The organism is Streptomyces sp. CB01201 (genome assembly GCF_002803085.1).
Taxonomy (GTDB): Bacteria; Actinomycetota; Actinomycetes; order Streptomycetales; family Streptomycetaceae; genus Streptomyces; species Streptomyces hundungensis.
Window position 1 is genome coordinate 479,196 of the sequence record NZ_NNBJ01000002.1, and the last position, 26,904, is coordinate 506,099.

Below are 26,904 nucleotides of genomic sequence, written 5' to 3' on the forward strand. Positions count from 1 at the left end.
GGGGTCCTACCCGGCACACGGGACACTGGTACATGGTTCGGACAGTTTCGAATGACGCCACCCGGCGTCTGGAGGAGGCATCGGTGGCGGGCGAGTCCCCCGACAAGTCGGAGCAGCAGCAGTCGTCGGGGGAGACGACTACGAGCGAACGCGATCCGGGCATCGCGGGCTCCCACTCCCCGTCCCCTTCCGGGTCCCCTTCCGGGTCCCCGTCCGGCACGGGGAAGGACGCCGCTCGGGCGGTGAATGGTTCCGGGGCCGATTCGGGTACGGGCTCGGGCTCGGTCGCGGGTTCCGTGGATCAGGCGACCGCGGTCTTCCGGGCCCCGCGCCAGGAGGACGGCGACTCCCGGCTCCGCGCGGCGGTCGCCGCCTGGGTCGACCAGGAGGCGGACGACGCCGTCGGCGAGGCCGAGGGCGCCGCGAAGCCGGTGCGGGCCGCCGGGGACCAGTCCGTCGAGCCGGGCAAGGGCAAGGGCGAGGCCGACGCGTCGCCTGCCGAGCCCGCGTCCGAGGGTGATGCCGCGGACACCTCCGCCAAGTCCGAGGAGTCGTCCTCGGCCGCCGAGACCGAAGCCGCAGAGAACAAGGCTGCCGCGCCCAAGGCCGCCGCGACCAAGGGAACCGAGGGCGCCGAGCCGGACGCAGCCGTCGCGGCTGCAAAGCCGAGCCCCGCCGAGCCGGAGGCAGCCGCCAAGGCCGAAGATGCCGAGGCGCGCAAGCCCGAGGTGGATAAGCCCGAGACGGACAAGGTGCCCGCTGCCAAGGCATCCGAGGCCCGCGAGGCAGCTGGGGCCCGCAAGGCATCTGAGGTCCGCGAGGCGTCCGAGGCCCGTAAGGCGTCCGAGGTCCGCGAGGCAGCTGGGGCCCGTAAGGCGTCCGAGGTCCGCGAGGCAGCTGGGGCCCGCGAGGCATCCGAGGCCCGTAAGGAGTCCAAGGCCCCCAAGGGAGATGAGTCCCGGGAGGCAGCTGAGGGCCGCAAGTCGGGTGAGGCCGGCGCGGTCGAAGGGGCGGACAAGCCCAAGGCGGGCGACGGCGTCGACCACCCCACCGCCGTCTTCAAGGCCCCCAAGCCCCCGGCCGTCGACCAGCCCACGGCCATGCTCAAGCTGCCCGCGCCGCAGCGGGAGCCCGAGGCCGAGCGCACCGGCGAGCCGGCCCCTGAGCGGGCCGCCGAGCGGACCAGCCAGTTCGTGCCGCTGCGCTCCGACGACGCGGGGACGGGCACGAAGAAGCCCGCGGCTCCCATCAGACGGCCCGAGGCGCCGAAGGTGACCCCGCCGCCGTCCGTCGGCTTCGGCGCGGCTTCCGCCCCGGGCACCACCGGGCCCGTACCCGACCGGGCCGAGCGGACCCGGCAGCAGCCGCTGCCGCCGAAGCCCCCGCTCGACCTGCTTGCCGAGCTGACGAACACCCCGCCCCCGGCGCAGACCGCGGTCCGCTCCACGGTCCGGCGCTTCAAGATCTGGACCCCGCTGGTCCTGCTGCTCCTGGTCGTCCTCGCGGTCGTACAGATCATGCGTCCGCTGCCCGACCCGAAGCTGACCCTCACCTCGTCGGCGACGTTCTCCTTCGACGGCGGCACGCTCGACCTGCCGTGGCCCGCCGAGGGCCAGTCGGCGGTCGCCGTGGACGGCGTGGGCACCATCGGCACGCACGGCGAGCAGAAGCCCGCGCCGCTGGCGAGCGTGGCCAAGACGATGACGGCGTACGTGATCCTCAAGGGCCACCCGATCAGCGGGAAGCAGGAGGGCGACAAGATCACGGTCGACCAGCAGGCCGAGGACGACGCGAAGAAGCCCGACGAGTCGACGGCGCCGATCCGCAAGAACCAGCAGTTCACCGAGAAGCAGATGCTCGAACTGCTGATGATCCCGTCCGGCAACAACGCGGCCCGGCTGCTGGCCCGTTGGGACGCGGGCAGCGAGGAGGCGTTCATCGCGAAGATGAACGACGCCGCCAAGTCGCTCGGCATGACCAACACGACGTACACCGACCCGAGCGGTCTGAAGGAGACCACGGTCTCCACGCCGACCGACCAGCTCAAGCTGGCCCAGGCGGTCATGCAGAACGACGTGTTCCGGGGCATCGTCAACACGCCCCAGATCAAGATCCCGGGCATCGACTCGATGATCTACAACAACAACACGATCCTGCTCAAGCCGGGCGTCAGCGGCATCAAGACCGGCTCTTCGACACCGGCCGGCGGCAACCTGCTGTGGGCGGCCGACACGATCGTCGACGGCAAGAACCAGCGGATCTACGGCGTGGTCATGGGCCAGCGCACCGGTACCACCCTGGACGCCAAGCTGAAGGCCGCGATCAACAACAGCTACACCCTGATCAAGTCCGTGCAGAACGCCGTGACGTCGGCGACCGTCGTCAAGAAGGGCGATGTCGTCGGGTACGTGGACGACGGGCTCGGCGGGAAGACCCCGCTGGTGGCCGCCAAGGACCTCAAGGCGGTCGGCTGGCCGGGCCTGAAGGTCGACGTCACCCTGGGCGGCGGCGGCAAGCCCGTCCCGCACTCCGCGAAGGCGGGTGACGTCGTCGGCGAGCTGTCCATCGGCAGCGGCAACGGCAAGCTGACCGCGCCGGTCCAGCTGAAGACCGCGCTGGCCGAGCCGGGCGTGGGCGACAAGCTCACCCGACTGGGCTGACCGCCCCGAGCGCGTCGAGGGCGCCCCGACCTGCGGGGCGCCCCCGTGCTAGCTTCGGGCAACTGGGGACGCGGGGACGGCGTCCTTGGAATCGGGGCAGAATTTCCGGAGAGACTTCCGGACCCAGCAATCCAGAAGCAAGGGCCGGCCGGACGGCCCCCGCGGACCGTGTGCAGCCGCACACGGTCGCGCCTTGCCAGGTGAGACAGCGTGAGCCGGGAGAGCCGCAGTGACCACCGCTGAGCCGACGCCCACCCGCGCCGACAGCACCGCCAGTACGAGCACGACGAGCGCGACGAGCGCGGCGAGCGCGCGTACGCGCACGAACCCCACCGGGGCCGGGCCGGATGGCGCCGGCACCTCGGGATCCGGCACCGGGCCGGGCAGCGCCGGCGCCTCGGGATCCGGCACCCCCGTACCCGATTCCGGTTCGGGCTCGTCCGGCACGTCCCGGTTCTCGCGAATACGGCTCGGCCCCGACTCCTGGCCCAAGCGGCACCCCGTCGCCTTCGTGACGGCCGTCGCGGCCGTCACCCACATCCTCTGGTTCTTCCTCTTCGCCAACAGCGGCGGCGACCTCGCGGCGCAGGACGCCTGGACCGAGTTCGTCGGCCGCAACCCGGAGTCCGCGTACAACCTGGCCTGGTACGGCGGGATGCACCCGGTCTCCTACAGCGTGGTGTCGCCGTATCTGATGTCGGTGCTCGGCGTCCGTACGACGATGATGATCGCCGGGACCGTGTCGGCCGGGCTCACCGCGCTGATCCTGGTCCGCGTGAAGGCCGTCCGCAATCCGCTGGCCTGCTCCTTCGCCGCGCTGTTCGCCTTCCTGTGCAACGCCATGTCGGGCCGGGTGACCTTCGGGCTCGGCACGATGTTCGCGCTCGGCGCGGTGGCCGCCGTGTTCTGCTGGCCGCACAACAAGCGCGAGAACCGCTGGCCGAAGGCGGCCGTGGCCGCGCCCTGTGCCGCGCTCGCCACCGCGAGCAGCCCGGTCGCCGGACTGTTCCTCGGCATCGTCGCGGCCGCCCTGTTCCTCAACAAGCGCCGCCCGGGCGCGTACGCGATCGGCCTGCCGCCGGTCGCCGTGGTGGCCCTGTCGGCGTGGCTGTTCCCGTTCTCGGGCACCCAGCCGATGTCGCTCGCGACCACCTCCGGCCCGTTCCTGTTCGCGGTCCTCATCCTCTTCCTCGTCCCGAAGGACTGGCGGACGGTCCGCACGGCCGCCCTGGTCTACGGGATCGGGGTGCTGCTCTGCTTCGCGATCAACTCGCAGATCGGCTCCAACATCACCCGGCTGGCGATGCTGTTCGCCGGAGTGCTGCTCCTGGCCGCGCTGCCGTACACGGTGCCGAAGTCCCGCAAGTGGTACGCGCTGGTGCTCGCCTTCGTCGGGCTCAACGTGTGGATCGGCTTCAAGTCGGTGGACGACATCGTGCACACCGCCCCCGCGGCGACCTGGGCACGCGATCTGGCGCCCCTGGTCGACCAGTTGCAGGGGCGCGACGCCGCGATCGGGCGGGTCGAGGTGGTCCCCGCCTCCAGCCATCGCGAGGCCTCCGCGTTCACCCCGTACGTGAACCTCGCCCGCGGCTGGAACCGGCAGGCGGACATGCAGCGCAACCCGCTGTTCTACGACGACACCCTGAACGCGGAGAACTATCACACCTGGCTGAACCGCTGGGCGGTCCGGTACGTGGTGCTGCCGCTCGGTCCGGCCGACCGCAACGGCGCGGTGCAGGAGGGCAAGCTGATCGAGCAGGGCCTGCCGTATCTGAAGCAGGTGTGGTCGGACGAGCACTGGCGGCTGTTCGCGGTCGAGAAGCCGACCCCGCTCGTGGACCCGCCCGCCACGGTCAAGCACTTCGGCGAGGGCGAGGTCACGGTCGACGTGCGCACGCCGGGCACGATCCTGATCCGCGTCCCGTACTCGCCGTGGCTGAAGCTGGTCGACGACAAGGGCGACGGCGTGGTGCCGCCGCAGGAGACTCCGGAGTCCAAGCTCCGGGGCCACGGCCCGAAGGAGTACACCAACCCGAACGGCTGTCTGCGCAAGGCCCGGCCGACGGATGCCGACGACGAGTGGACCGAACTCCTCGCGCCGAAGCCGGGCACGTACCGCGTGGCCGCCCCGTACAGCATTCCCCGCGGAACGGGGTGCCCGCCGGAGCTGGCGGCGCCCTGAGCCGCCCGCGCGGGGCGCTCGGCAGGCGGTGGGGGTCCGCTCAGTACACGTCCCGGACGTAGCGCTTGTCCGTGGCGAGCCGCCGTACATACGCCGCCGCCTCGTCCTCGGGCATGCCGCCGTGCATGGCCACGATGTCCCTGAGGGCCCGGTCGACGTCCTTGGCCATGCGGGACGCGTCGCCGCAGACGTAGAAGTGGGCGCCGTCCCGGAGCCACTGCCACAGGCGCGGCCCGTGTTCGCGCATCCGGTCCTGGACGTAGACCTTGGTGCGCTGGTCCCGCGAGAAGGCCAGGTCGAGCCGGGTGAGATGCCCACGGGAGACGTACGCCTCCAGCTCCTCGCGGTGGTAGAAGTCCGTAGCCGCGCGCTGCTCGCCGAAGAAGAGCCAGTTGGGGCCGGTGTGGCCGCGGGCCGCGCGGTCTTCGAGGAAGCCGATGAAGGGGGCGACGCCGGTGCCCGGGCCGACCATGATCATGGGCGTGGCCGGGTCGGCGGGCGGGCGGAAGTGTGCGGAGCGCCGCACGAAGACCTGCACCGGGCCGTCGTCCGCGCAGTCGGCGAGATAGGTCGAGCAGACACCCTTGCGGTCGCGGCCGAGGCCGTTGCTGTAGCGCACGACGGACACGGTCAGCCGGACCTCGCCCGGGTGCGCCAGCGGGCTGGACGCGATCGAGTACAGCCGCGGTTGCAGCCGCCTGAGGACCCCGGCCCAGTCCGCCGCGGACGCGCGTACCGGGTACGCCCCGACCACGTCCGCCGCCTGCCGGCCCCAACTCCACTGCGCCAGCGCGTCCTTGTTGTCCGGCCGGAGCAGCCGCTTCAGGTCGTGGGCGCCGGTGCGGTCGACGACGAAGCGCAGCAGGCCGGTGGATATCCCGGTGAGGTCGAGGCGGGTGCGCAGCGCCTCTTCGAGCGGAAGGCGAAGGCTGTCGCCCGCATCCCCGGCCTCCACCGGTTCCCCGGGGTCGAGACCGGTGAGGGCGAGCCACTCCGCGACCAGGGCCGGGCTGTTGACCGGCCAGACGCCGAGCGCGTCCCCGGCCTCGTACGTCAGCTCGCCGTCCCGGGTGTCCAGGGCGAACTGCCGCACCTCCTTCTGCGAACCGGGGCGGCTCAGCAGCCTGTTGCCGACCAGGAGCGTGGCGAACGGCGAGGCCCTGGTGTACGCGGCCCGCTGCGGGACCGGCGCCGCCGCGGCGGGCGGGGCCTTCGCGAGTGCGGCCCCGACCTCGCCCAGCCAGCGCTCGGCGGCCTCCGCGTAGTCGGGCTCGCAGTCGGTGCGGGGGAGCAGGCGGGCGGCGCCGAGTTCGCCGAGGCGCTGGTCGAGGCGGCGGCCGTGGCCGCAGAACTCGGCGTAGGAGGAGTCGCCGAGCGCGAGCACCGCGTACCGGACCCCGTCGAGCCGGGACGCCTGCGGGGCGGCGAGCGCCTGCCAGAACGCGGCCCCGTTGTCGGGGGCTTCGCCGTCCCCGAACGTACTGGTGACGACGAGCACGTCCGGGGCGGGCGCGGCGGCGAGGTGGGCGGGGCTCGCCTCCGCCATGGGAAGGAGTTCGGGCTCACGGCCCGGCTCCGCGAGGCGCGCGGCGACGGTGGTGGCGAAGTCCTCCGCGTTGCCGGTCTGCGAGGCCCACAGGACGAGCAGCCGCCGGGACGGGGGCGAGGGGGCGGTGGCCGCCGTGCCGGCCTTCGCCGGGGCTTGGGCGGTGGCCCCTGCGGTGGCCTCTGCGGTGGCCCCTGCGGTGGCCCCGGTGGCGGCCCTGGTTCCGGCTCCCATGGCGGCTCCTGTGGCGGCTCCCGTGGTGGTTCCCGCGTCGGCCCGCGAGAACATGCCGGCCAGGACGCCGTCGACCCACGGCGCACGGTCCGGGGCGATGGGCGCGCCGGGCGGCAGTACGGGGACGCGCCCGTCGGGCGGGGCGAGGGCGAGCCCGGAGAGGAAGCCGGACAGATAGCGCCGCTCGGGTTCGGTGAGCGGGGTGGGGGCGGCGGCAGCACCGGATACCCCGAACAGCCCTGCCAGCAGAGCGAGTTGACCCCGGACTCCTTCCCCTCCCGGGCCTTCCTCTGCGTCAGGTGCCTGGCGTGCTTGCGGTGCGGCGGGACGGGGTGTGTCGATCGGGGCGAGGGCGACGGCGCACACCTTGAACTCCGGCTGGAGGGAGAGGGGGTCGACCGCGTCGTTGGTGACGGCGTTGACGCTGAGGTACTCGCCGAACAAGTCGTTCCAGTGGAACGGCGCGAAGCATTCGCCCTGTCGGACCCGGTCGGTGAGCACGGCGGGCAGGACGGCCCGTCCGCGCCGCGAGGCGACTTCCAGGTGGTCGCCCTCCCCGATCCCGAGGGCGGCGGCGTCCTCGGGGTGGACCTCGACGAACGGGCCGGGGTCGAGCCGGTTGAGCTTGGCGACCTTCCCCGTCTTGGTCAGGGTGTGCCACTGATGCTGGAGACGGCCGGTGTTGAGGGTGAACGGGTAGGCGCCGTCGGGGAGTTCGGCCGGCGGCAGGTGCGGTCGCGCGAAGAACCGCGCACGTCCGCTCGCGGTGGGGAAGGCGAGCCGGGGCCGGGTCCCGTCCGGGCGTTCCAGGAGATCCTGGCTGACCCCGTCGTTGACGTACCGGATCGGATTGCGGTCCGGCCCGTCGAGGCTCGGCGCCGGCCACTGGACGGGGGTGGCGCGCAACCGCTCGTAGGTCACGCCGCGCAGGTCCCAGCCGGTCCTGGGGTTCCAGGCCTGCTTGAGCTCTTCGAACACCTCCTCGGAGGAGGCGTAGGTGAAGCCGTCGGCGAAGCCCATGGCGCAGGCGACCCGAGCGATCAACTCCCAGTCGGGCAGTGCCTGTTGAGGCGGATCCACGCACCGCTGACTGAGCGTCAGATTGCGCTCGGAATTGACCATGACACCGTCGGACTCGGCCCAGAGCGTCGCGGGCAGGACGACATCGGCGTAGGCGTTGGTCTCGGTGCCGGCGAACACGTCCTGGGTGACGACGAGTTCGGCCGCTTCGAGGCCCGCCACGACGGTGCTGCGGTTGGCGACGGAGGCGACCGGGTTGGTGCAGATGATCCAGCACGCCTTGATGTCCCCGGCGGCCAGTCGCTCGAACATCTCGACGGTGCCGCTCCCGACGTCCGTGCGCAGGGTGCCCCCGGGTATGTTCCACAGCTCCTCGACGAAGGCGCGCTCGGCGTCGACGAGCACCGAGCGCTGACCGGGCAGACCCGGCCCCATGTAGCCCATCTCGCGTCCGCCCATGGCGTTCGGCTGGCCGGTGAGCGAGAGGGGGCCGGCCCCGGGGCGGCAGATGGCGCCGGTGGCGAGGTGCAGGTTGACCAGGGCGTTGGTGTTCCAGGTGCCGTGGGTGGACTGGTTGAGCCCCATCGTCCAGCAGCTCATCCACGCGCCGGCCTCGCCGATCCAGCGCGCCGCCCGCCGGATGTCGTCCTCGGCGAGGCCGGTGATGTCGGCGACCCTGTCCGGCGGATAGTCCGCGAGGAAGCCCGGCAGCTCGTCCCAGCCGTCGGTGAACTCGGCGATGAACGCGTCGTCGGTGTGCCCGTTCGCGACGAGGAGATGCAGCAGGCCGTTGAGCAGGGCGAGGTCCGTGCCGGGCCGTATCCGGAGGAAGAGGTCGGCCTTGTCGGCGGTGGCGGTGCGCCGGGGGTCGACGACGATGAGCTTCGCCCCGGCGGACCGCACCCGGTCCATCATGCGCAGGAAGAGGATGGGGTGGCAGTCGGCCATGTTGGCGCCGATGACGAGGAACACGTCCGCGCGGTCGAAGTCCTGGTACGAGCCGGGCGGCCCGTCCGCCCCGAGCGACAGCTTGTAGCCGGAGGCCGCGGAGGCCATGCACAGACGGGAGTTGGACTCGATGTGCCGTGTCCGCACGAACCCCTTGGCCAGCTTGTTCGCCAAGTACTGGGCCTCCAGGGACATCTGGCCGGAGACGTAGAAGGACAGGGCGTCGGGGCCGTGCGCGTCGAGGATGGCCCGCAGCCGGGCGGCGACGCCCGCGACGGCCTCGTGGACATCGGCCCCGACCGCCTGCCCGCCGCGCTCATCACGCACCAGGGCCCGCGTGAGCCGCCCGGCCGCGCTCATCATGTCGGCACTGGTCGCCCCCTTGGTGCAGAGGCGGCCGTGGTTGGCGGGGTGGGTCTTGTCGCCGGCGACCGTGAGGCTCCGGCGGGGGGCACCCCCGGGTGCCCCGTCGGCCCGGGGCGCCGGGTCGGCACCGGGCCGCGCTTCGGCGTCCCGGCGCGTGGCCGGCCCGTCGAGCACGATCCCGCACCCGACCCCGCAGTACGAACAGACCGTACGCACCCCACCTCCGTCCACCACGTCCCCGCTTCCGTCCGCCTCGCCCGACCCCACGTACGAGCAGCCTAGAAACCCCGGATTTCCCCGCCGTCACGGGCCGGGCGGGCGGGGGGTTACGGGGGGCGCACGGGGTGGGGGCGGGGGGTGTGAGGCGGGGTCGGGGCGGGGTGGCCCGGCCGTCCGCCGCAGGGTCGCGGCGGGGCGGCCGGGTGACCGCGAACTCCCTTGGGAGGCAACGGGGTTGGATGAACGCCGACGGTCGGGGTGACGCCCTCGGAAGGGGCCGCCGGAAGGGGCCGCCGGAAGGAGCCCTCGGGAGCGGCCCTCGGGAGAGGCCCTCGATAAGGACCGAGGGCCTAGCTGTAGGTGTCGCTGGACCACGTACTGGACAGACCGGTCAGCTCGCGGGGGGCGAAGGGGGCCCGCCAGTTGCCCGTACCGCGGTAGACGTACGAGTCGCCCCGGCCCGTGGTGACGAACAGGTCGGCCTTGCCGTCGGAGTCCGAGTCGCCGATGCCGACCATCTGCGGGTACTCGCCCCAGCCGGCGCCGATCTTCACGCGGGAGTCGAAGGTGCCGTCACCCTTGCCGAGGTAGAGCCACAGGACGCCGTCCTTGTCCCGCGCCACGACGTCGCCGCCGGGGCCACCGGCCACGTCACCGACCGAGGTGATCTCGTTGTAGGCGTCCCAGCCGCCGCCGACCCGCACCCGGGGGGCGAAGGGGGCCCGCCAGTTGCCCGTGCCCTTGTACAGCCACAGCACTCCGGCGCCGTCCCGGGCGAGCAGGTCGCCGCGACCGTCGCCGGTGACGTCACCTCCGGCGGTGATCCGGTCGTACTGACCCCAGCCGGCGCCGATCTTCACGCGGGAGTCCAGCGTGCCGTCGCCCTTGCCGAGGTAGAGCCACAGGACGCCGTCCTTGTCCCGCCCCACGACGTCGCCGGCGGAGGCGCCGGCCACGTCACCGACCGCCGTGACCTGGTCGTAGATGTTCCAGTTCGTGCCGATGGACTTCGCCGAGCCGCTCTTCAGGAGCCCCTTCTCCGGCTCGCGGTAGGTGTCGTCGAGCGTCAGGTCGCCCCAGCTGGTGCGGCGCAGCAGGTCGGGGGAGCCGTTGTCCGTGTAGTCGTGCGGGGCGGCCTTGCGGGACACCTTGAAGGTGCCGGTCTCGACCAGGTCGGGGCCGATGCCGTTGCGGGGCTTGGCCGTCAGCGTCCAGGTGTAGCTGCCGTTGGGGGCCGACCGGTCCGGGGAGTACGAGGGCCCGACCAGGCCGTCCCACTTCAGCTCCTGCCAGGCGGGCTCGGTGGACTCCGAGCCGCGCTCGTTGCGCAGCTCCACCTCCCGCTGGGCGCCGGAGGCGGTGTGGCGCAGGGTGACGGTCACATCGGCGTTGTTGTGGGTCAGCCGCCACTTCGGCTGCCAGGCGCCCTTGTCGAGCTCGGCCACCGGCGGGACCTGGGACTCCTCCAGGGCGAGCCTCGTGGGGTGGCCGGCGGTCGCGACGAGGGCGGCGACCGGTGCGCCGTCGGCTCCGGCGGAGACCCGGTAGAGGCCCTCGCCGTCGGCGAGGGTGCCGCCCATCACCAGGAGACTGCCGTCCGGGGCGGGGGCGACGGAGCTGGCGTGGTCCATGACCTTGCGCTCGGCGCCGCCGCCGATCGGCGTGGCCCGCAAGGCCGAACTCGCGTAGGGGTCACCCTCGTTGAGCCTGCCCTGGACGCCGTACACGGCCCAGCCGCCGACCAGGCCCACCAGGTCGGCCCCGCCGTGGCGGCCGATCTCGCGCGACCACTGCTTCTGTTCGCCGCCGAGCTCCTTGGTGCGCACCGACGCCGAGGTGTCCGCCATGATCAATCCGCCGACGACCGCCAGGTGGGTCGGCGACACGGCGGCCCGGGCCACGTAGTCGCCCAGCATGCCGTTGCCGGTGACCACCTTGGCGGCGGAGAGGTCGATCGCCGTGTAGTACCAGAAGTCCAGGCTCCCCGGCGTGCGGCTGTACCGCAGCACGGCCAGGTCGCCGGCGCCGGACTCCAGCTTCACGTCCTGTGCGCCGGCGGGCAGGCCGGTGACGACCCGGTCGGTCACCTTCTGCTCCCCGGCCTGGTCCCCGGATTGGTCCCCTGCCTCAAGGACGTGGACCTCCACGTCCTTGCCGGTGTCCTTGTACGCGACGATGCGCGATCCGAGGGTGCCCAGGTAGCGGTAGCCGTACGTGCCGAGGTCGACGACGCTCGACGAGCCGGTGGCCATGTCGCGCAGGGTGATCTTCGCGTAGCCGTCCACTCCCGAGGCGCCGTTCAGCGCGACGACGTCCGACGCGCCGCCATAGGCCATCTCCATGGGGCCGTACTTGGATTCCTCCTGCGCCAGCACCGTCGTGCCGCCGTCCGCGTAGCGCGTCCACTGCACGCTGCGTGCGCTGCCCGCCCCGGCGATCGACAGGAAGCCGGTCCTGCCCGCGCTGAGGACCTCCGCGTCGGCGGCGATCTTCAGCGCCGGAGCGGCCGGGGCCTCGGGGGCGCCCGGAGCGGCAGGCTTCGCGGGCGACGCGGCCAGGGCAGGAGCGGCGAGCGGGCCGGCCGTCACGGCCAGGACCAGTACGGTCGCCGCGGTGACAAGCCGACGGGAGCGTCCGGACGGCCGCGGCGTACGGGACGTGCGGGACCGGCTCGGTACGGCGGAGTGGTGCATGTGCCCTCCAGGCGATGCGCGATACGTGTGCATCGGAGAGCGGCCGGGGCGGGACCCCCCCCACAACCGACGGAACCTGCGCCCCTCCCCCCGTAGGTGATCACTTTAAATGCTAACAACGGGGAGGTCGGGGGGATTTAGCGCCCGTGAGCTGTGCAAACACGACGCAAGCCCTGCCGTCCGTTGGGACGACAGGGCTTGCGACCTGCTGCTTTCTCGGTGCCCCCGGCAGGATTCGAACCTGCGACACCCGCTTTAGGAGAGCGGTGCTCTATCCCCTGAGCTACGGAGGCGTGCTGCCAAGGGCAGACCTGGACAGGTTAGCGGATGGAGGCGGCGCGGTGGGAGGACGGTCGTGTGTTGCCGGGGGAGCGACTGGGGTACCGGGCGTGGTCAGGGCAGACGGATGGGGGTGGGCAGGAGCTTGCGGGCGGGCACCGGCTGCCACTGTTCGCCGTCGCCGGTGTGGTCACGGACCAGACGGCCGAAGGCCTGGTCCCCGAAATGGAACCCGAAGCCGTAGGTGCGGGGCGCGCGCAGCTGTGCGAGGAGGGTGGTGCGGGCCTCGATCACGCCGGTGGTGTCCACGTCCGGGCCGGAGGGCCAGTCGGGACGGGTCAGCTGGGCCGGGGTGTGGAAGGCGTCGCCGAACACCACGATCCGTCGGCCGTCGGAGGCGGAGACGACGTACGTGGTGTGCCCGGGGCTGTGGCCCGGAGTGATCAGCGCGGTGACGCCGGGCCATACCTCGGCGTGGTCGTCGAAGCGCCGCAGCACACGGGACATCGGCACCATGAAGTCATCCCACGACGGTGCTCCCACAAGTACGTCGCCCCGCCAGAAGGGTGCCCATTCGGCACCGGCGACGAGGTAGTCGGCGCGCGGGAACGCCTTGCGCGGCACGGGGTGGCGGTCCCTGATGAAGCCGAGGCCGGTGTGGTCGGTGTGCAGGTGGGTGAAGGCCACGGTGTCGATGGACTCCGGCGGGACCCGCAGCGCCCGGAGGGTGCGCAGCAGGGCGCCGCCCCGGGAGACACCGAGGGGCGCGGACAGAACGTTGCTGCCGAGGCCGACGTCGATCAGCAGCCGCCGCCCGCCACGCTCGACCAGGACACCGCCCGCCGAGGCGGCGACGCGGCCGGAGCGGGTCAGCGCCTCGGGGCGGTCCCTCCAGTAGGAGTCCGGGACGGCGGGGAAGAAGCCGACGGGGTCCAGTTCCATGGCCGCGTCGACGACATAGGTGAGCCGGGTGTCCCCGATGGTGAGCGTGCGCACGGCCGATTGGTCCCGCAGCTCCCCGAGCCATCGCGAACGGCGGACCGATTTCCGCTCCCCGTGCGGGTGTTCCACACCACCGGGGCGCCGGTCCGCCGCGGCCTGTGCGACACCCGAGGCGACACCGGACCAGGGCATCGCCACGGCCGCCGTGGTGGCGAGCGTGGTGCGCAGCCATGCTCGGCGCGAGCGGCCGACGGGGGGCAGGTGGGCCGGGTCTTCGGTCACGGGGAAACTCCAGGGTTGCTGCGGGGGGCGGGGCGCCGACAACAACGGTCGGCGGTGGTCGACTTCGACCTGGGTGCGCTGTGTCGGTGCGCGCGGGCGCGATGCCGGACGTCCGGCTACGGGTTTCGGGTGTGGTGCCTCAGCTCCGGCTACGGAGCCAGCAGGTCCGCGGGGCGGTCCCGGGTGATGGCTGCGACCTCCTGATCGGTCAGGCCGGCGGCAGTGAACCATCCCTCGCTCGCCGCCAGCCAGCCCGTCACGTCCGGCTGATCCGGCTGGCCGAGGTCCGAACTGAACACCAGGCGCGGGTGGGCACGCACCACCTCGCCGAGGTGCTGGGCATCGCGGTGGCCCAACAGGAGTGTCAGCGCGGTGAGTTCGGCGTAGAGGCCGGGAACGGCGGCCAGTTCCGCCAGGTCGGCGGGGGTGAAGCCCGACATGGGGTGCGTCGCGTGGGTCAGCAGCAGGCGTGGTGTGCCGATGCGTACCGCTTCGTCGATCACCCGCAGGGCCGCCGTCCGGTCGCAGTGGCCGGTCGCTACGACGACCGGCAGGTCGCGGGACGCGCGCAGGACCTCGCGCGCCTCGCGGCTGAGGCGTCCGTCGGCGTTCACCACCGGTTCGCCCCGCCACTGGTCGGGATCGAGACGGGGATGGAAGGAGGTCCTCCGCAGCGGCGAGCGGTGCGGCGGGCCGACCAGTGTGGGGAGGTGGACCACCAGCCGGGCGGGGCCGTCCGGGCCGTGGGCGTAGACGGCCTGTTCCACGACGCGTGGCCGCACGCCCCCGGCCAGGTCGTTGAGCACGACTGAGCCGGAGACGGGAAGCCCTTCCTGGCGCGCTTCCCAGGCGCGGGCCGCCGTAGAGCCGAGGTGGCTCTTGAGGACGACCCAGCCGTCGGCCCGTGCGTACGCCCGTCCGGCGGCCGCGGACGTGAGACGTCGTCCGTAGAGGTCGGGCCCGGCGTGGTAGTGGACGTCCACGAAACGCCGGCCCGCGAGATCACGCACGGGACGGGGAGGGCTGGTGGCCGTCGCCCCACGGTTTGGCGTAGCCGAACCGCCGACGGGCCTCGTCGAGGCGCAGCCCGCCGTTGACGGCGTCGGCGATCGCCGTTTCGGTCCGTTCGACGTTCTCGGCCCGGTTCGCGACCTCCTCGGCATGGTCGGCGGGCACGACCAGCACGCCGTTGTCGTCAGCGACGACGATGTCGCCGGGCCGTACGGTGACGGCGCCGATGGGGACCTCGCGGCCGGTCGCGGCCAGCTCCACCCGGTTCTTGCCGCTCACCATGGTCGCGCCCGTGCTGAACAGGGGGTAACCGGCTGCCCGGATCTCGCCGATGTCACGCGCCGAGCCGTGCAGCGCGGTGCCGCGCACACCCCGCCGCTGGGCGAGCGTCGTCAGCAGGGAGCCCCAGTTGGTGCAGGTGGTGCTGCCCGCGTTGTCGACGACGACGAACGATCCCGCGGGCACGTCGTCGAGGTAGTTGGCCGCGTTGCGAAAGCCCGGCTCCGCGGTCTGGTCCACGGGCTGGTAGGTGACGGTGAAGGCACGTCCCGCCGCCTTCTGTCCGGGCACCCGGGGAGCGATACCGGCGAGGACGCCGCCGACGCCGAGGCTGTCCAGGGCGTCCGAGATCGACGCGGTGTCCAGGCCGGCCAGTCGGTCGACGACCGGATCAGGACCCGCGGACGGATCGTCGCCCTGGCTCAACTGCGTTGTGCTGTAGGCCAGTTGGTCGCCAATGGCGCCCGCGACCTGGCGCGTTTTCGCGCTGCCGCCCAGGTCGTAGGTGACGGTGGTACGGGCGCGGGCGACGGCCCGTACCGCGCTGCGCAGTTCCTCTCCCGGTACGGGCATACCCAGATGGTCGAGCATCTGGGAGATGGTCAGCAACATGGCCATCGGATTGGCGCGGCCCTGGCCGGCCATGCCGGGCGCGCTACCGTGCACCGGCTCGAAGTAGCTGCCCTGGTCGCCGATGTTGCCGCTCGGCGCGAGGCCGAGCCCGCCCATGACGCCCGCGCCGAGATCGGAGAGGATGTCGCCGAACATGTTCTCGGCGACCAGAACGCCGAACCGCTCGGGCCGACGGACCATCCACAGGGCGACGGCGTCGACGTTGAGGATCTCGGTCTCGATCCCGGGGTACTGCGGTGCGATGGTCTCCAGGCGCCTGCGCAGATGGTCGCTGCTGTTGCGCAGGACGTTGGGCTTGTCCACCAGGGTCAACAGGCGGTGCCCGTGTGCCTGGGCGTACTCGAAGCCGAACCGCAGCAGGCGATCGATGCCGACCCGGGTCTGCAGACGCAGCGTGACGCTGGTGTCCTCGGCTCCGGACGCCTGTGCGTTGGGATGTTCGCGCACCGCGTTCCACAGTTCCGTGTCCAGACCGTGGAAGTCGAGGCCGGCGTAGAGCCCCTCGGTGTTCTCACGGATGACGGTGAAGTCGAAGCGGCCGTGGTCGAGGTCGGTGACGGGGCGGATGTTGGCGTAGAGCCCGAGGCGCTGGCGCAGTTGGAGGACCGGCGAGACGAAGGTCAACCCCGTGCCCTGCAGCGGCGGAGCGAGTTCGGCCTCCGCCTCGCGCAGCGGCTTGCTCGTGATGGCGCCGAGCAGGCAGGTGTCGGTCTCTTCGAGGAGCTTCCAGGTGCGCTCCGGCACCGGGTCGCCCTCCTGGCGCCAGCACTCCCAGCCGATCTCGCCGAAGCGGAAGTCGAGCGGGAGGCCGAGCCGTTCGACGGTGTCGAGGGCGGCGGAGACGACCTCGGGGCCGATCCCGTCGCCCGGAAGGACGGCGACGCTCTTCATTGGAGTCCCTTCTGCCGCAGGAACGCGTCGATCAGGCCGGACACGTGTGCGGTGTTTTCGAAATGGGGGCGCATGCCGGACCCGGCGACGACCTGCACGTCATGGTGGGCAGCGGTCGCGGTGTGCCGCCGTGCGACGAGTTGGGAGTCGCTTCCGACGATGTGGAGCAACGGGCCCGGATGGGCCAGTACTTGGGGCGAGAGATCGATGCCGCACAGCAGGCGCATTCCTGCTGCCAGACGACGGCCGGCGCTCGCATCAGCGTCCGCCGGCGGAACGCTCTCCTGCGCCGCGACCGCCCCGTGCGGCAGCACCCGCCGGTTGAGCAGGGTCAGGGCCTCGCCCGGCCGGCCGGCCGTGGCCAGGTCGGCGATCTCCCCGAGCCTGGCCTCCAGCAGTGCGTCCGTGCGGCTGGGCCCGGAGACGAGCAGGACGGCGGTGGCCGGATCGACGCCGGGGAGCAGGGCCTGCGCCACCGCGCCGCCGAGCGCGTTCCCGCAGAGCAGGTCGACGGGGCCGAAGTGCGGCAGCAGTTCGCGCCAGCGGGCGGTGAAGGCGGCCATCGAGTCCACCTCCTCGTCCCACAGGGAGAGGGTGTCCACCACGGTCACCCGGAGCCCGTTCCCGGTCAGCGCCTCGATGACGGGGGTGAAGAACGCGCCTTCGTCCCAGCGGGGCGTGACCGGCGACAGGACGAGGGCATGCCCCACAGCGACGGCGGCACGCGGTCCGAAGGCCGCCGTCGCTGCGGGGGGTGCGGTGTGCGTCACTGGACGGCGGCGAGGGTGCGCGCGGTGGCGACGCCCTCCCGGTGGCAGCCGAGCAGGGTCTTGCGGTGTTCCACGGACAGGTCGTAGCGGCCGAGCACGAGATCGGGCAGCGGGAGCGAAGGCGTGCCTTCAGGGATCGTGGCGAGCAGCAGGTCCGCCAGCTCCAGCACGGGCCCGAGGTGGAGCCGGGCTGCGGCTTCGGGCTCGGTTCTGTCGAGATGGGCCAGCCACTGTTCGGCGATCAGGTTGCCGGGCCCCTTGCCCATGCCCTGGATCGAGGAGTCCATCCAGGTCGCGCCTGCGGCGACGGCGCTGATGGCGTTGGCCAGGGCGAGCCCCAGATTGTTGTGGGCGTGCAGTCCCACTGGCCGACCGGTGACCGATTTGGTCAAGGTGGTGAGGTCCACGGTGTCGACGGGCGAGAGGCTGCCGTTGGAGTCGGCGAGGTAGACGAACTCGGCGCCCGCGTCCGTGGCGGCGGTGGCCACCTCGACCACGTCCCGGCCCGACCACTGGCTGATCCGGGCGAAGTTGACGCCCACCGTGAAACCGAGGTCCTTAGCCTGGCGGACATGGCCCAGACCGGCCTCGTACCCCTCGGCCGGCAGGATGATCCGTACGAGACGGGCGCCGGCCGCGTACATCGCGGGCAAGTCCTCGTGGGTGATGTTCCTCGGGTGGAGGATCATCGCGATGTGCTCGGGGCCGACCTCCCGCGCCATCGCCGCGATGTAGTCGTCGTCGCCGCGGCCCGTGAGCCCCAGGTTCGGTATCGGCAGGAGCGAGCCCTTGCGGTAGGCGATTTCGATCCAGTCGAAGCCTGCTTCCACGCTCAGCTTCGCGTGCTGGAGGGCATAGGCGAGCGGGAAGTCGAAGCCGTTGCGATATCCCCCGTCGCGCAGGGTGACATCAATGTTGACGGTACGCATGGAACCTCCGGAGAACGGGCGGGAGTTCGGGTCAGCTGGAGAGCCGGGCGGCGGCGTGTGCGGCCGCGAGCCGGCCGAAGATGAGCGAGCGCAGCACGGACGTGGCCGGCGGGTAGGCGTGGTAGAAGAGCCCGGTGGCTTCACCGGCGGCGTACAAGCCGGGGATGGCGGCACCCGACGGGGTGACGACGCGGCCGTCGAGGTCGGTGCGGACTCCGCCGTAGGTGAAGCAGATGGCAGCGGTCACCGGGACGCCGATGAACGGCGGGGTGTCCAGCGCCGTGGCCCAGTTGGACTTCTGCGGCTCGATGCCGACGGTGGCCTTCCCGTCGAGACGGGTCGGGTCGAACTCCCCGGGGCCGACGGCGCCATTGAACTCCGCGACGGTCTTCTCCAGACCCTCCGCATCGATGCCCAGCTTCTCGGCGAGGCCCTCCAGGGTGTCCGCCTGCTCCGGCGGCAGATCGCTGAGCAGCGAGTTCATGATGCCGGGGATGGCCAGGGTCTTGCCGTCGGCGATCCAGTACGCCTCCTGGTCCTGGTTCCGCCAGATCTCGTATCCGACGTGCTCGAACGTGTTGTCCCAGGTGTCACGGCCCTCGTCGAAGAAGCGCTGCAAACGGCTGTTGACGAAGATGCCGGTGCTGAAGCCGTAGAGCACGGCGTCGGCCTGCTGGGTGCGGCGGTCGACCGGCTCGGCGTGGATGCCGTCGAACTGGCCGGCGGTGTCGGCGCCGAGCTCAAGGGCCATGCGCAGGGCGTCACCGCGGTTGTTCGCGATGCCGGGTGCGATCAGCGGCAGGTCGCAGGCGCGGTCGCCCACGTACCGGGTGAGCATCTCGGTATTGCCCTGGAAGCCACCGCAGGCCAGGATCACCGAGCGGGCCCGCAGCCGCTGGGTGCGGCCCTCGGCGTCGCGCACCACGACGCCGTCGACGGTGCCGTCCTCGGTGGTGGTCAGGCGCAGCGCCTCCGTCTCGTAACGAATCTCGACGCGTGCGTCGTTCTCCAGGGCCGAGCCCAGGTGCTCGACGATCGAGGCGCCGCCTCCTCGGGGGCTGGCGGGCGGGACCATCGACGGGGTGCCGCCGTCGAACGTGTGCGGCAGCGGGAAGTCCTCGAAGGCGATCTCGACGCCGTGCTTCTCCACGAAGCTCAGGGTCTGCGGCGTTTCCCGCTCGACGGTGCGGCAGTACTCGATGTCGGCGAGGCCGCCCGAGACCCGGTCCATGTGCTCCGGCCAGTCGGTGTCCAGGCGCCGGTCCTGCGTGATACGCAGGAAGGCACCGGTCCAGCGGGTGGCGCCGCCGCGCTCCTCCCTGGTGGCACGTTCGAGGACGGCGATCCGGGTGGGGACCTCGTGGCTCTCCGTGGCCTCGGCGAAGGACAGGGCGGCGGAGAGACCGGCGGCACCGAATCCGACGACGACGAGGTCGTAGGTGTCGGGGGTGGCTGAAGTGGACAAGATTGCTCCTGGGTAAGTGGCGGGTGAGGTGGTGCAGGGGCGAGGGCGCCGGTACGGCGACGCTCAGCGGGCGGGGGTGATGACCCGGCTGGTGCGGTACAGGCGGAACTTGGCGCCGGTCGTCGTCTCGGCGAAGGTCTTGTAGCGGCTGCTGAACTCGGAGTCGTCGAAGATGGCGGCGAACCGCTCCTCGTCCGACCAGGCCGCGATGTTGACCACGGCGTCACCATCGACGCTGGTCAGCAGGCGGGAGCCGAGGAAGCCTTCGGCGGTGGCGGCGACGTGCTCGACGGCGGAGGCGAGCGAGTCGACCGACTTGGCCGCGTCGTTCGTGGTGGCCACATTGATGAGCAGTACGCCGGCGTCCGGCTCGGGTGCCGTCACGATGCCGGGGCTGGTCCGACGCGTCTCGAACGAGTTCCGCTCGTACGACACGAGGCCCTGGACGTGCCACGGGTCGCTTTCGATGAGTTGCTGCGCCTGGGCGTCGTCGAGGTCGGCCGTCACGACGACGGCGCCGCCCTCCGGGCGGGGGCCGGCCAGCAGGATGCGACCGCCGTCTGCGTGTTCGCGCACCCATGCCTGGTGTGCGGGCAGGTGGGAGGCGACGACATCCGGCGCGGCGAGGTAGGTGAGGGTCAGGACGTGAATCATCGGGACTCCGCAGGTGGTTGAGGAGAAGTGGGGCCAAATGCTCTGTGCTCGGGGTCTGTTCAGGAGGTGTGCAGGAGCGGGCCGAGGCGCGCGAGCGCCGTCTCGGCCTCGGTGACGGTGGAGCGCACCACGTCCGCGGCCGACCGGATGTCGTGGACCAGGTCGAGGACTTCGCCCGCGAACATCGCGCGCTGGCTGGTGTCGTCGCGCGCGACCGCTGCGACCCACTCGGGCTCGACCTCCGCCCGGGCGGCGGCGAGTTCGGCGTCCCGCCCGCTCCAGGTGCGGGTGAAGGAGTTGCCCACCGACCGGGCTGTGTACGCGGTGTCCCAGGGGATGCCCCGGACCACGTCGAACGAGCGCGTGTTGACGGTGTCGGTGGTGGCCGCCGAGACCAGCGTGGCCTTGAAGCCCGCGGTGGCCAGGGACTCTTCGGTGGCGGCGAACCGGGTGCCCATCATCACTCCGTCGGCGCCGAGCGCCAGCGCAGCCGCCAGGCCCCGGCCGTCCGCGAATCCGCCGGCGGCGACCAGGGGGACGGCGCCCTGGGTGACGTCGAGGACGGCGGGAATGAGCGGCAGCGTCGACTGCGTCTTGTGGTGACCCCCGGCCTCGGCCCCCTGGGCCACCAGGACGGAGGCGCCGGCCCGGGCGGCCACGGCCGCCTGCTCGGTGTCGTGGACCTGCACCACCACCTGGGCCCCGCTGTGCACTGCGGATTCGACGTAGCGCCGCACCTGGGACGCGTCGCCGAAGGAGAGGGCGATCACCGGGGGTGCGTAGCCGAGGACCTTGTCCCACAGACCGGGCCGCTCGTCGAAGGTGAACATGACGCAGCCGACGCCCCAGACGCCGCCCCGCTCGGCGGCGTACCCGACGTGCTCGTCGATGAAGGCCGCGTCTCCGTAGCTGACGCCCACGAGGCCGAGCCCGCCGGCCTGTGTGACGGCCGCCGCGAGGCCTCCGCCGGAGACGGAACCCATCGGTGCGGACACGACCGGATGGTCGATGCCCAGGAGTTCTGTCAGCTTGGTCGAAATCACTTTGTCCCCTGATTCCTTTCGGTCTCTCCGATGTGGCGATCGGAGCTGGACGCTCGATTGCGTCCCGAATTAACGCCGCATTCACACGAGGTTTGCTTTTCCTGTCGTGCGGCAAAACCGGGTCGCTTTCACATGTCAGAGCCTAAGGAGCGGAGCCCATTGGCGTCCAAGACGGAAAGGGCGTGGCCGTCATAGTGTGGAACCTATGCTTCCGGATCTACCGAACCGAGGAGAGAGGTTCCGTGCCGTCGGGCGACAGAAAGAGGTGGGTGACCGCCGGGCAGCAGAAAAGCGGATGGCCCGGAACCGTGAAGTTCCGGGCCATCCGCGGGCGGGGGAATCCGCCTGGTGTCAGGGGAGGTAGGGCCAGTCGTGCCGGGTGGCGACCCGGCTGAGGATGTGGGCGGCGCGGCTGCCCGCAAGGGCCGTCACGGCCAGTCGCTCGCGTGGCGCGACGCCGGCCGGCAGGGGGCGCCAAGCCAGCTGCGGGTCACCCTGGACCGCCAGTCTGGGGCGCAGGGCCACGAGGTCGCCGGTGGTTTGCAGGGCATGCACGAACAGGGCCTGCTGGTCGTGGTCGATCGGGTGCAGCTGGGCGTTCCAGCCCAGCGCGGCGAGCTGCGCGGGCACCGTCTCCGCGTAGCCCGGTGCACATCCGCGCTCATACCAGAGCAGTCGTTGCGTGGCGAGGTCCTCCCAGGTCATCCTGGGTCGGGAGGCCAGGGGGTGGTCCGGGCGCACCACGATGCCCAGTGGTTCGTCCCAGACCACGGCGCGGACCAGACGGGGTGCCGGGCAGGGCAGTCGAACGATGCCGAACTCGATCTCGCCGTGCTGCAGGAGTTCGAGCTGGTCCACGGTGCTGACGGAGCGCATGCGCAGCCGAGGCTGGGCCGGGTCCTGGCGCCCCTGGGCGGTTCCGACCAGACCGTTTTGCACTTGGGCGAGCACCTCCGCCGGCACTCCGCCGCACACGCCGACGGGCCAGGTCCGCGGGGCCGGGGCGGCGGCCGCGATGGCGGACCGCAACTGTCCCGGGATGCTCTGTATTTCTCGTAGGAACGCCCGTCCGCCGGCCGTCAATTCGACCCCGCGAGAGCTCCTTATGAAAAGGGAAGCCCCAATCCTCCGCTCAAGTCGCCTGATCTGCTGACTGAGGCTCGGCTGGGATATGCGGAGATCCTGGGCGGCAGCGGAAACGGTACCTGCCCGTACCACGGTCAAGAAATACCGGAGGTGACGCATATCGAAGTCGTCTATGTCCTCGGCGTGCGTGACGGCCTGAATGAATCCGTCATACTCCGGGTCTGCTCCGGCCGCCGAGTGTTTCAGCGGGAGCGGGGCGATTCCTTCGTCCAGCATGCTCATCGGCTTCACACGCCCTTTCGGAGGAGTCTTCTGGGGATGCGCTGGCTGTGGTGGTGCCAGGGGGCCCTAGGCGTGGGCGTGGACGCCGCCTCCTCGCTCCGCATCCGGCGGCCGTGCCCTCACGCACGCCGTCGGATCGCTCCCGAAACGAGGTGGCCACCCCCCTGTGTCCACGCTGGGCCAAAGTTATACCAGCAACCATTTTTGATCCATGGTCTATGACGTATGCCACACCGGCCGGACGGTTTGGGGTGATGTGTACCGGCCCCGATCGGGCGGGCGGCCGAATATAAATATTGACCCAGAGTCCAATCTTGGATCAGAATCCGATCTCGTTGAACCCTCATCCATGCCGCAGTGCTTTTGCCTACTTCATCCTGAAGGTGTGGTTTTTATGAATGCCTTGAATTTGGACACATCGGTCGCCGTTGTCGGCCTAGGATGTCGGTTCCCGCAGGCCGCCGACGTCGGCGGGTTCTGGCAGAACCTCCTTGCGAACACGGACTCCGTCGTCCCCGTGCCGGCCGCACGATTCGACGTCGAACCACTGCACTCCCCCACGCCGGGGGTGCCCGGGCGGACCGTCTCGCGCCACGGTGGCTTCCTGGACGATCCGTTCGCCTTCGACGCGGCGTTCTTCGGCATATCTCCCGCGGAAGCGGCGTCGATGGATCCACAGCACCGCCTGCTGCTGCCCGTGGTCTGGGAAGCCCTCGAAGACGCGGGCATCACCGCGTCGTCCCTCGCGGGCAGCAGGTGCGGCGTTTTCATCGGCCAGGCGACCTCCGACTACGCCCGCGAGGACGTTCCCGAACCCTCCCTGAGGGAGACGACGGGAAGCCATCTGCGGGCCATGGCCGCCGGACGCATCTCCTACGCGCTCGACCTGCGCGGCCCGAGCCTCACCGTGGACACGGCCTGTTCCTCCTCCCTGGTCGCGGTCCACGCGGCCCGGCAGAGCCTGCTCACCGGAGAGAGCGATGTGGTCATCGCCGGGGGAGTGAACGTGATCCTGTCGCCACAGGACGCCATTGCCTACTCGCAGGCCGGGATGCTCTCGCCGGAGGGGCGCTGCAAGTTCGGCGACGCCAAGGCGAACGGATTCGTACGCAGCGAAGGCGTGGGCGTGGTCGTGCTGAAGCGGCTCGACGACGTTCGCGACGGAGAACGGGTCCAGGCACTCCTGCCGGGAAGCGCCGTCACCAATGACGGCCGGGCCAGCGGACTGCTCCTCCAGCCGGCCGTGGCCGGGCAGGTGCAGATGATCGAGGACGCCTGCCGGAGCGCCGGTCTGAGCCCGGCCGACCTCGACTACGTGGAGGCCCACGGCACGGGCACGGTGGTGGGGGACGGCGTGGAACTGCGCTCCCTGGCCCAGGCCTTGCGGCGCAGTGGCCCTGGAAGAAGGCGGCGTACGAGGACCGGGTCGGTCAAGAGCAACATCGGTCACGCCGAAGCCGCCGCGGGCATCGCGGGGCTGATCAAGTCGGTCCTCGTCGTCCGTGAGGGCGTCGTCCCGGCTTCGCTCCACGTCACCACGCCGAATCCGCTCCTCGCCGAGGCCGACTGCCCGGTCGAGCTCGTGACCCGCAACGCTCCGCTCGTCAAGGCCGGCGAGCGGGCGGTCGTCGGGGTCAGCTCGTTCGGTCTGTCCGGCACCAACGCCCATGTGGTCGTCGCCGAGTACGTTCCGGACGCGCCCGGCACGCCCCATGGAGCGACCGAGCTTCCACCGGAGCGCCCCACTCACCTGCTCGTCCTGAGCGCCCGCTCGGAGAGGTCCCTGCGCGGACTCGCGGGCGCGTACGCCGATTTCCTGGGCCCGGGCGGGGCGGGCCGCGGCCAACCCCTGTGGGACGTCTGCGCCTCGGCCGTGCTGCGGCGCGAGCACCACCCGTACCGGCTGTGGGTGACCGGCGCGGACCATCAGGAACTCACCACCGCGCTCCGTGCACTCGCCGACGGCCGGGAGACCGACCGCGGCGGCATCGGTGACGCCGGGTTCGGCCCACCGCCCCGTACCGCCTTCGTCTTTCCGGGGCAGGGATCCCAGTGGGCGGGCATGGGGCGGGGGCTCATGGAGACCTCGTCCGCGTTCCGCGACGCCCTGCGGCGGTGTGACGCCGCGATCGCGGACGAGTCCGGCTGGTCGGTGATCGGTCTGCTCACCTCACTCCACCAGGAGGTGCCGGTCGAGGTGGAGAAGGTCCAGCCGGTGTTGTGGGCCATGGAGGTGGCGCTGGCCGCCCACTGGCAGGACATGGGGGTCGAGCCCGACGTCTGCCTCGGCCACAGCATGGGGGAGACCGCGGCGGCGTGGATGTCAGGAGCGCTGACGCTGCGGGATGCGGCGGCCGTGATCAGCAGGCGGAGCCGACTGATGCAGGGGCTGGCGGGCCGGGGCGCCATGCTGGCTACCGAACTCTCGGGCGAACTGGCCCGCCGGGCCGCCGAGTCCACCGGGGGAGCGGTCTGTGTCGCGGTCGAGAACGGCCCCGCTTCGACGGTACTCGCCGGTGAGGTCGGGGCTCTGAAGAGTATCGGCCAACTGCTGGACCGGGAAGGCGTGTTCAACAGGTCGGTGCAGGTGAACGTCGCCTCCCATTCGCCCGCAATGGAGGAGATCCGGGCCGATCTGCTGGACGCGCTGGCTGACCTCGTGCCGGCGACGCCCCACACCACGATGTACTCCACCGTGCGCTCCGCGCCGGTCGAGGGGGCGGAACTCGACGCCGCGTATTGGATGGACAACCTGCGCGAACCCGTGCGGTTCCGCCAGACCGTCGAGCGGGTGACCGGGAGCGGGTCCTGCGTCTTCGTCGAAGTGAGCCCGCACCCCGTACTGGAGAGCCCCTTGCGCGAGACCCTCATCGGTGTGGGAAGCGAGGCGGCTGTGGTGGCGTCGACCCGGCGCCACCAGGACGAAGGCCTGAGTCTCGCGCAGTCGCTCGGCCGGTACTTCGCCCACGGAGGGCAGGTGCGCTGGAGCCGCTGGTTCCGCGGGGAGACTCCGGCCGTCGTGTTGCCCACCTATGCCTGGGACGACGAGCATCTGCGCCGGGCCTCGGGCGGCCTGGTGGGATCCGCCCCGAGCCGCCACAGCGAGCAGGTCGTGCTCGATGCCAGTGCGGCGGGCGTCAGGCTGCACGGCCTTGCCCCCGTACCGCCCGCCGCTCACCTGCGCATCCTGCATGACGCGGCCGTCTCGGCCGGTCTGGAGGACGTGGTCGTCGAGGACGCTCGCATCGCCGAGGTGTTCGTGGACATCACGGCCCGCCGTGACCGGACGATCACGTTCCGGGCGGTCCTGGGGGAGGCGGTCGGAGAGGTGCGGCCCGCCTCCGTGCACGCCCTGCCCGACGATTCGCACCAAGAGGCCGAGCCGTGCATGACGGCTTCCGTCCGCAGCCTCTCCCAGGACGAACCCGCCTTGCTGCGTGAGGCGTTGGACGCCGCCCTTGCCCAGTGCCGCGACCATCACTCGGAGTCCGAGTTCATCGCCGAACTCGCCTCGCGCGGCTATGAGATCGATCCCCTGTTCCGGGCCGTACGCCACATCTGGTCCCGGAGCGGCGAGGCGGTCGCCAGGCTGCGGCGCCCGGACGGCTTCCACCAGGCGAGCTGGGAAGTGTGTCTACACCCCCTGCTGGCCGCGCTGCCCGCGACGGACACATACCTTCCGGTCGGCTACGACCTGGTCCGGTTCCGGGCCGAGCTGCCGGAGACCTTCTGGGTCCACGCGCGTCACGTCCCGGGGACGCAGGACGGCACGGTGCGTGCCGACGTGGTCGCCTTCGACGACGAGGGGCAGCTTCTCGTCGAGTTCCGCGGCGTCCGTATGCGTCGGGTGGCACGGCAGCGTTCGGTGGCGGACCCGCTCCGACTCGCCCTGAAGGCGCCCGAGTTGGCGGTTCGCTTGGTGAAGGACGGCAGCCGACTGCCCCGTTGGATCGCCTCCGCCATGAACGACGCGCTGCGATCCCTGACCGCGGCGGATGAGGCGACGCCGATGCACCTCGTGGCTCCCGCCGCGGAGCGCTACGAATCCGCGGCCTCCAGGAGCGAGGAACGGGTCTCGCGGCTACCCGACATGAGCGACGTGCTCGTCCGGAACGCGGCGAGAATTTTGGGCACCTCGCCCGAACGGATCGACAGACGACGGCCGTTGAGCTCCTATGGTCTCGACTCCCTCATGGCCACGCGCCTGAAGGTGCAACTGTGGAAGGAGTACGGCGTGGACCTGCCGGTCGACCGGTTGCTCGGGAAGGAGAGTGCCGCGCATCTGACGGCGGCACTCCTCGCCCAGGCTCGTGAGGACCCGGACGACGCCGCCTGAGGGGGCCTTGCCCGGCCGAAGTCGGCTTCTCGCCACGAACCCTATTCGTGTACTGGTAACCAAACATGGATCGTGGTACACGTAGTTCGGGTGGGCTCAATGTGTCGAGTTCCGCCGTGCCTCCGCGCACCGCACTGCGCGGTTTCGAGGC

General features: G+C 71.5%; 14 protein-coding genes, 1 tRNA gene and 1 pseudogene. 3 read left to right on the forward strand and 13 right to left on the reverse strand.

The features are described from left to right. Positions 1-32: 32 nt before the first annotated feature. Together CG740_RS06765 and CG740_RS06770 are read left to right on the forward strand one after the other, a co-directional pair. Positions 33-2,660: a serine hydrolase gene (locus CG740_RS06765; RefSeq protein ID WP_234376102.1), complete on the forward strand. Its 2,628-nt coding sequence runs from the start codon at positions 33-35 to the stop codon at positions 2,658-2,660. Between the two features lie 229 nt (positions 2,661-2,889). Continuing rightward, positions 2,890-4,845 carry an MFS transporter gene (locus CG740_RS06770; RefSeq protein WP_100574027.1) on the forward strand — a complete coding sequence of 652 codons (1,956 nt, stop codon included), beginning with the start codon at positions 2,890-2,892 and terminating at the stop codon, positions 4,843-4,845. A gap of 40 nt (positions 4,846-4,885) precedes the next feature. Here the strand turns inward: CG740_RS06770 and CG740_RS06775 are convergent, their stop codons facing one another. The 13 genes and pseudogenes from CG740_RS06775 to CG740_RS41845 all read right to left on the reverse strand — a co-directional run. Beyond that, positions 4,886-9,226, reverse strand: coding sequence for a bifunctional nitrate reductase/sulfite reductase flavoprotein subunit alpha (locus tag CG740_RS06775; protein WP_234376103.1), 4,341 nt, complete (start codon positions 9,224-9,226; stop codon positions 4,886-4,888). Between the two features lie 302 nt (positions 9,227-9,528). Then, the gene (locus CG740_RS06780) at positions 9,529-11,871 is read right to left on the reverse strand and encodes an FG-GAP-like repeat-containing protein (RefSeq protein ID WP_100574029.1); all 2,343 of its coding nucleotides are present in this window, start codon (positions 11,869-11,871) and stop codon (positions 9,529-9,531) included. Positions 11,872-12,091: 220 nt separating this feature from the next. After that, positions 12,092-12,164: transfer RNA gene (locus CG740_RS06785), tRNA-Arg, on the reverse strand. A 100-nt stretch (positions 12,165-12,264) separates the two neighbouring features. Beyond that, positions 12,265-13,374, reverse strand: coding sequence for an MBL fold metallo-hydrolase (locus CG740_RS06790; RefSeq protein ID WP_234376104.1), 1,110 nt, complete (start codon positions 13,372-13,374; stop codon positions 12,265-12,267). A gap of 149 nt (positions 13,375-13,523) precedes the next feature. Continuing rightward, complete coding sequence (locus tag CG740_RS06795) at positions 13,524-14,384, reverse strand: DUF6282 family protein (protein ID WP_100574030.1); 861 nt, start codon at positions 14,382-14,384, stop codon at positions 13,524-13,526. Beyond that, positions 14,377-16,188: an isocitrate/isopropylmalate family dehydrogenase gene (locus CG740_RS40800; RefSeq protein WP_100574031.1), complete on the reverse strand. Its 1,812-nt coding sequence runs from the start codon at positions 16,186-16,188 to the stop codon at positions 14,377-14,379. Before CG740_RS40800 ends, CG740_RS06795 begins: the two co-directional genes overlap by 8 nt. Beyond that, positions 16,185-16,958 (reverse strand): alpha/beta fold hydrolase, encoded by a 774-nt coding sequence (locus tag CG740_RS06805; protein WP_199846361.1) that lies wholly within the window; start codon positions 16,956-16,958, stop codon positions 16,185-16,187. The genes CG740_RS40800 and CG740_RS06805 overlap by 4 nt, the downstream gene beginning before the upstream one ends. Further along, positions 16,955-17,887: a 3-hydroxy-3-methylglutaryl-CoA lyase gene (locus CG740_RS06810; RefSeq protein WP_100574033.1), complete on the reverse strand. Its 933-nt coding sequence runs from the start codon at positions 17,885-17,887 to the stop codon at positions 16,955-16,957. The genes CG740_RS06805 and CG740_RS06810 overlap by 4 nt, the downstream gene beginning before the upstream one ends. A gap of 31 nt (positions 17,888-17,918) precedes the next feature. Further along, positions 17,919-19,352, reverse strand: coding sequence for an FAD-binding protein (locus tag CG740_RS06815; RefSeq protein WP_100574034.1), 1,434 nt, complete (start codon positions 19,350-19,352; stop codon positions 17,919-17,921). A 63-nt stretch (positions 19,353-19,415) separates the two neighbouring features. Beyond that, a complete protein-coding gene (locus tag CG740_RS06820) occupies positions 19,416-20,006 on the reverse strand; it encodes an antibiotic biosynthesis monooxygenase (protein ID WP_100574035.1) in 591 nt (196 codons plus the stop codon). Between the two features lie 59 nt (positions 20,007-20,065). Then, the gene (locus CG740_RS06825; RefSeq protein WP_100574036.1) at positions 20,066-21,049 is read right to left on the reverse strand and encodes an NAD(P)H-dependent flavin oxidoreductase; all 984 of its coding nucleotides are present in this window, start codon (positions 21,047-21,049) and stop codon (positions 20,066-20,068) included. Positions 21,050-21,400: 351 nt separating this feature from the next. After that, a complete protein-coding gene (locus tag CG740_RS06830; RefSeq protein WP_234376105.1) occupies positions 21,401-22,078 on the reverse strand; it encodes a LysR family transcriptional regulator substrate-binding protein in 678 nt (225 codons plus the stop codon). Positions 22,079-22,126: 48 nt separating this feature from the next. Further along, a pseudogene (locus CG740_RS41845) lies at positions 22,127-22,417 on the reverse strand (helix-turn-helix domain-containing protein); the annotation flags it as partial. A 394-nt stretch (positions 22,418-22,811) separates the two neighbouring features. Here CG740_RS41845 and CG740_RS06835 point away from each other — a divergent pair. Beyond that, entirely contained in the window at positions 22,812-26,753 is a 3,942-nt protein-coding gene (locus CG740_RS06835) for a type I polyketide synthase (RefSeq protein WP_159030248.1), read from the forward strand. Positions 26,754-26,904: the final 151 nt, after the last annotated feature.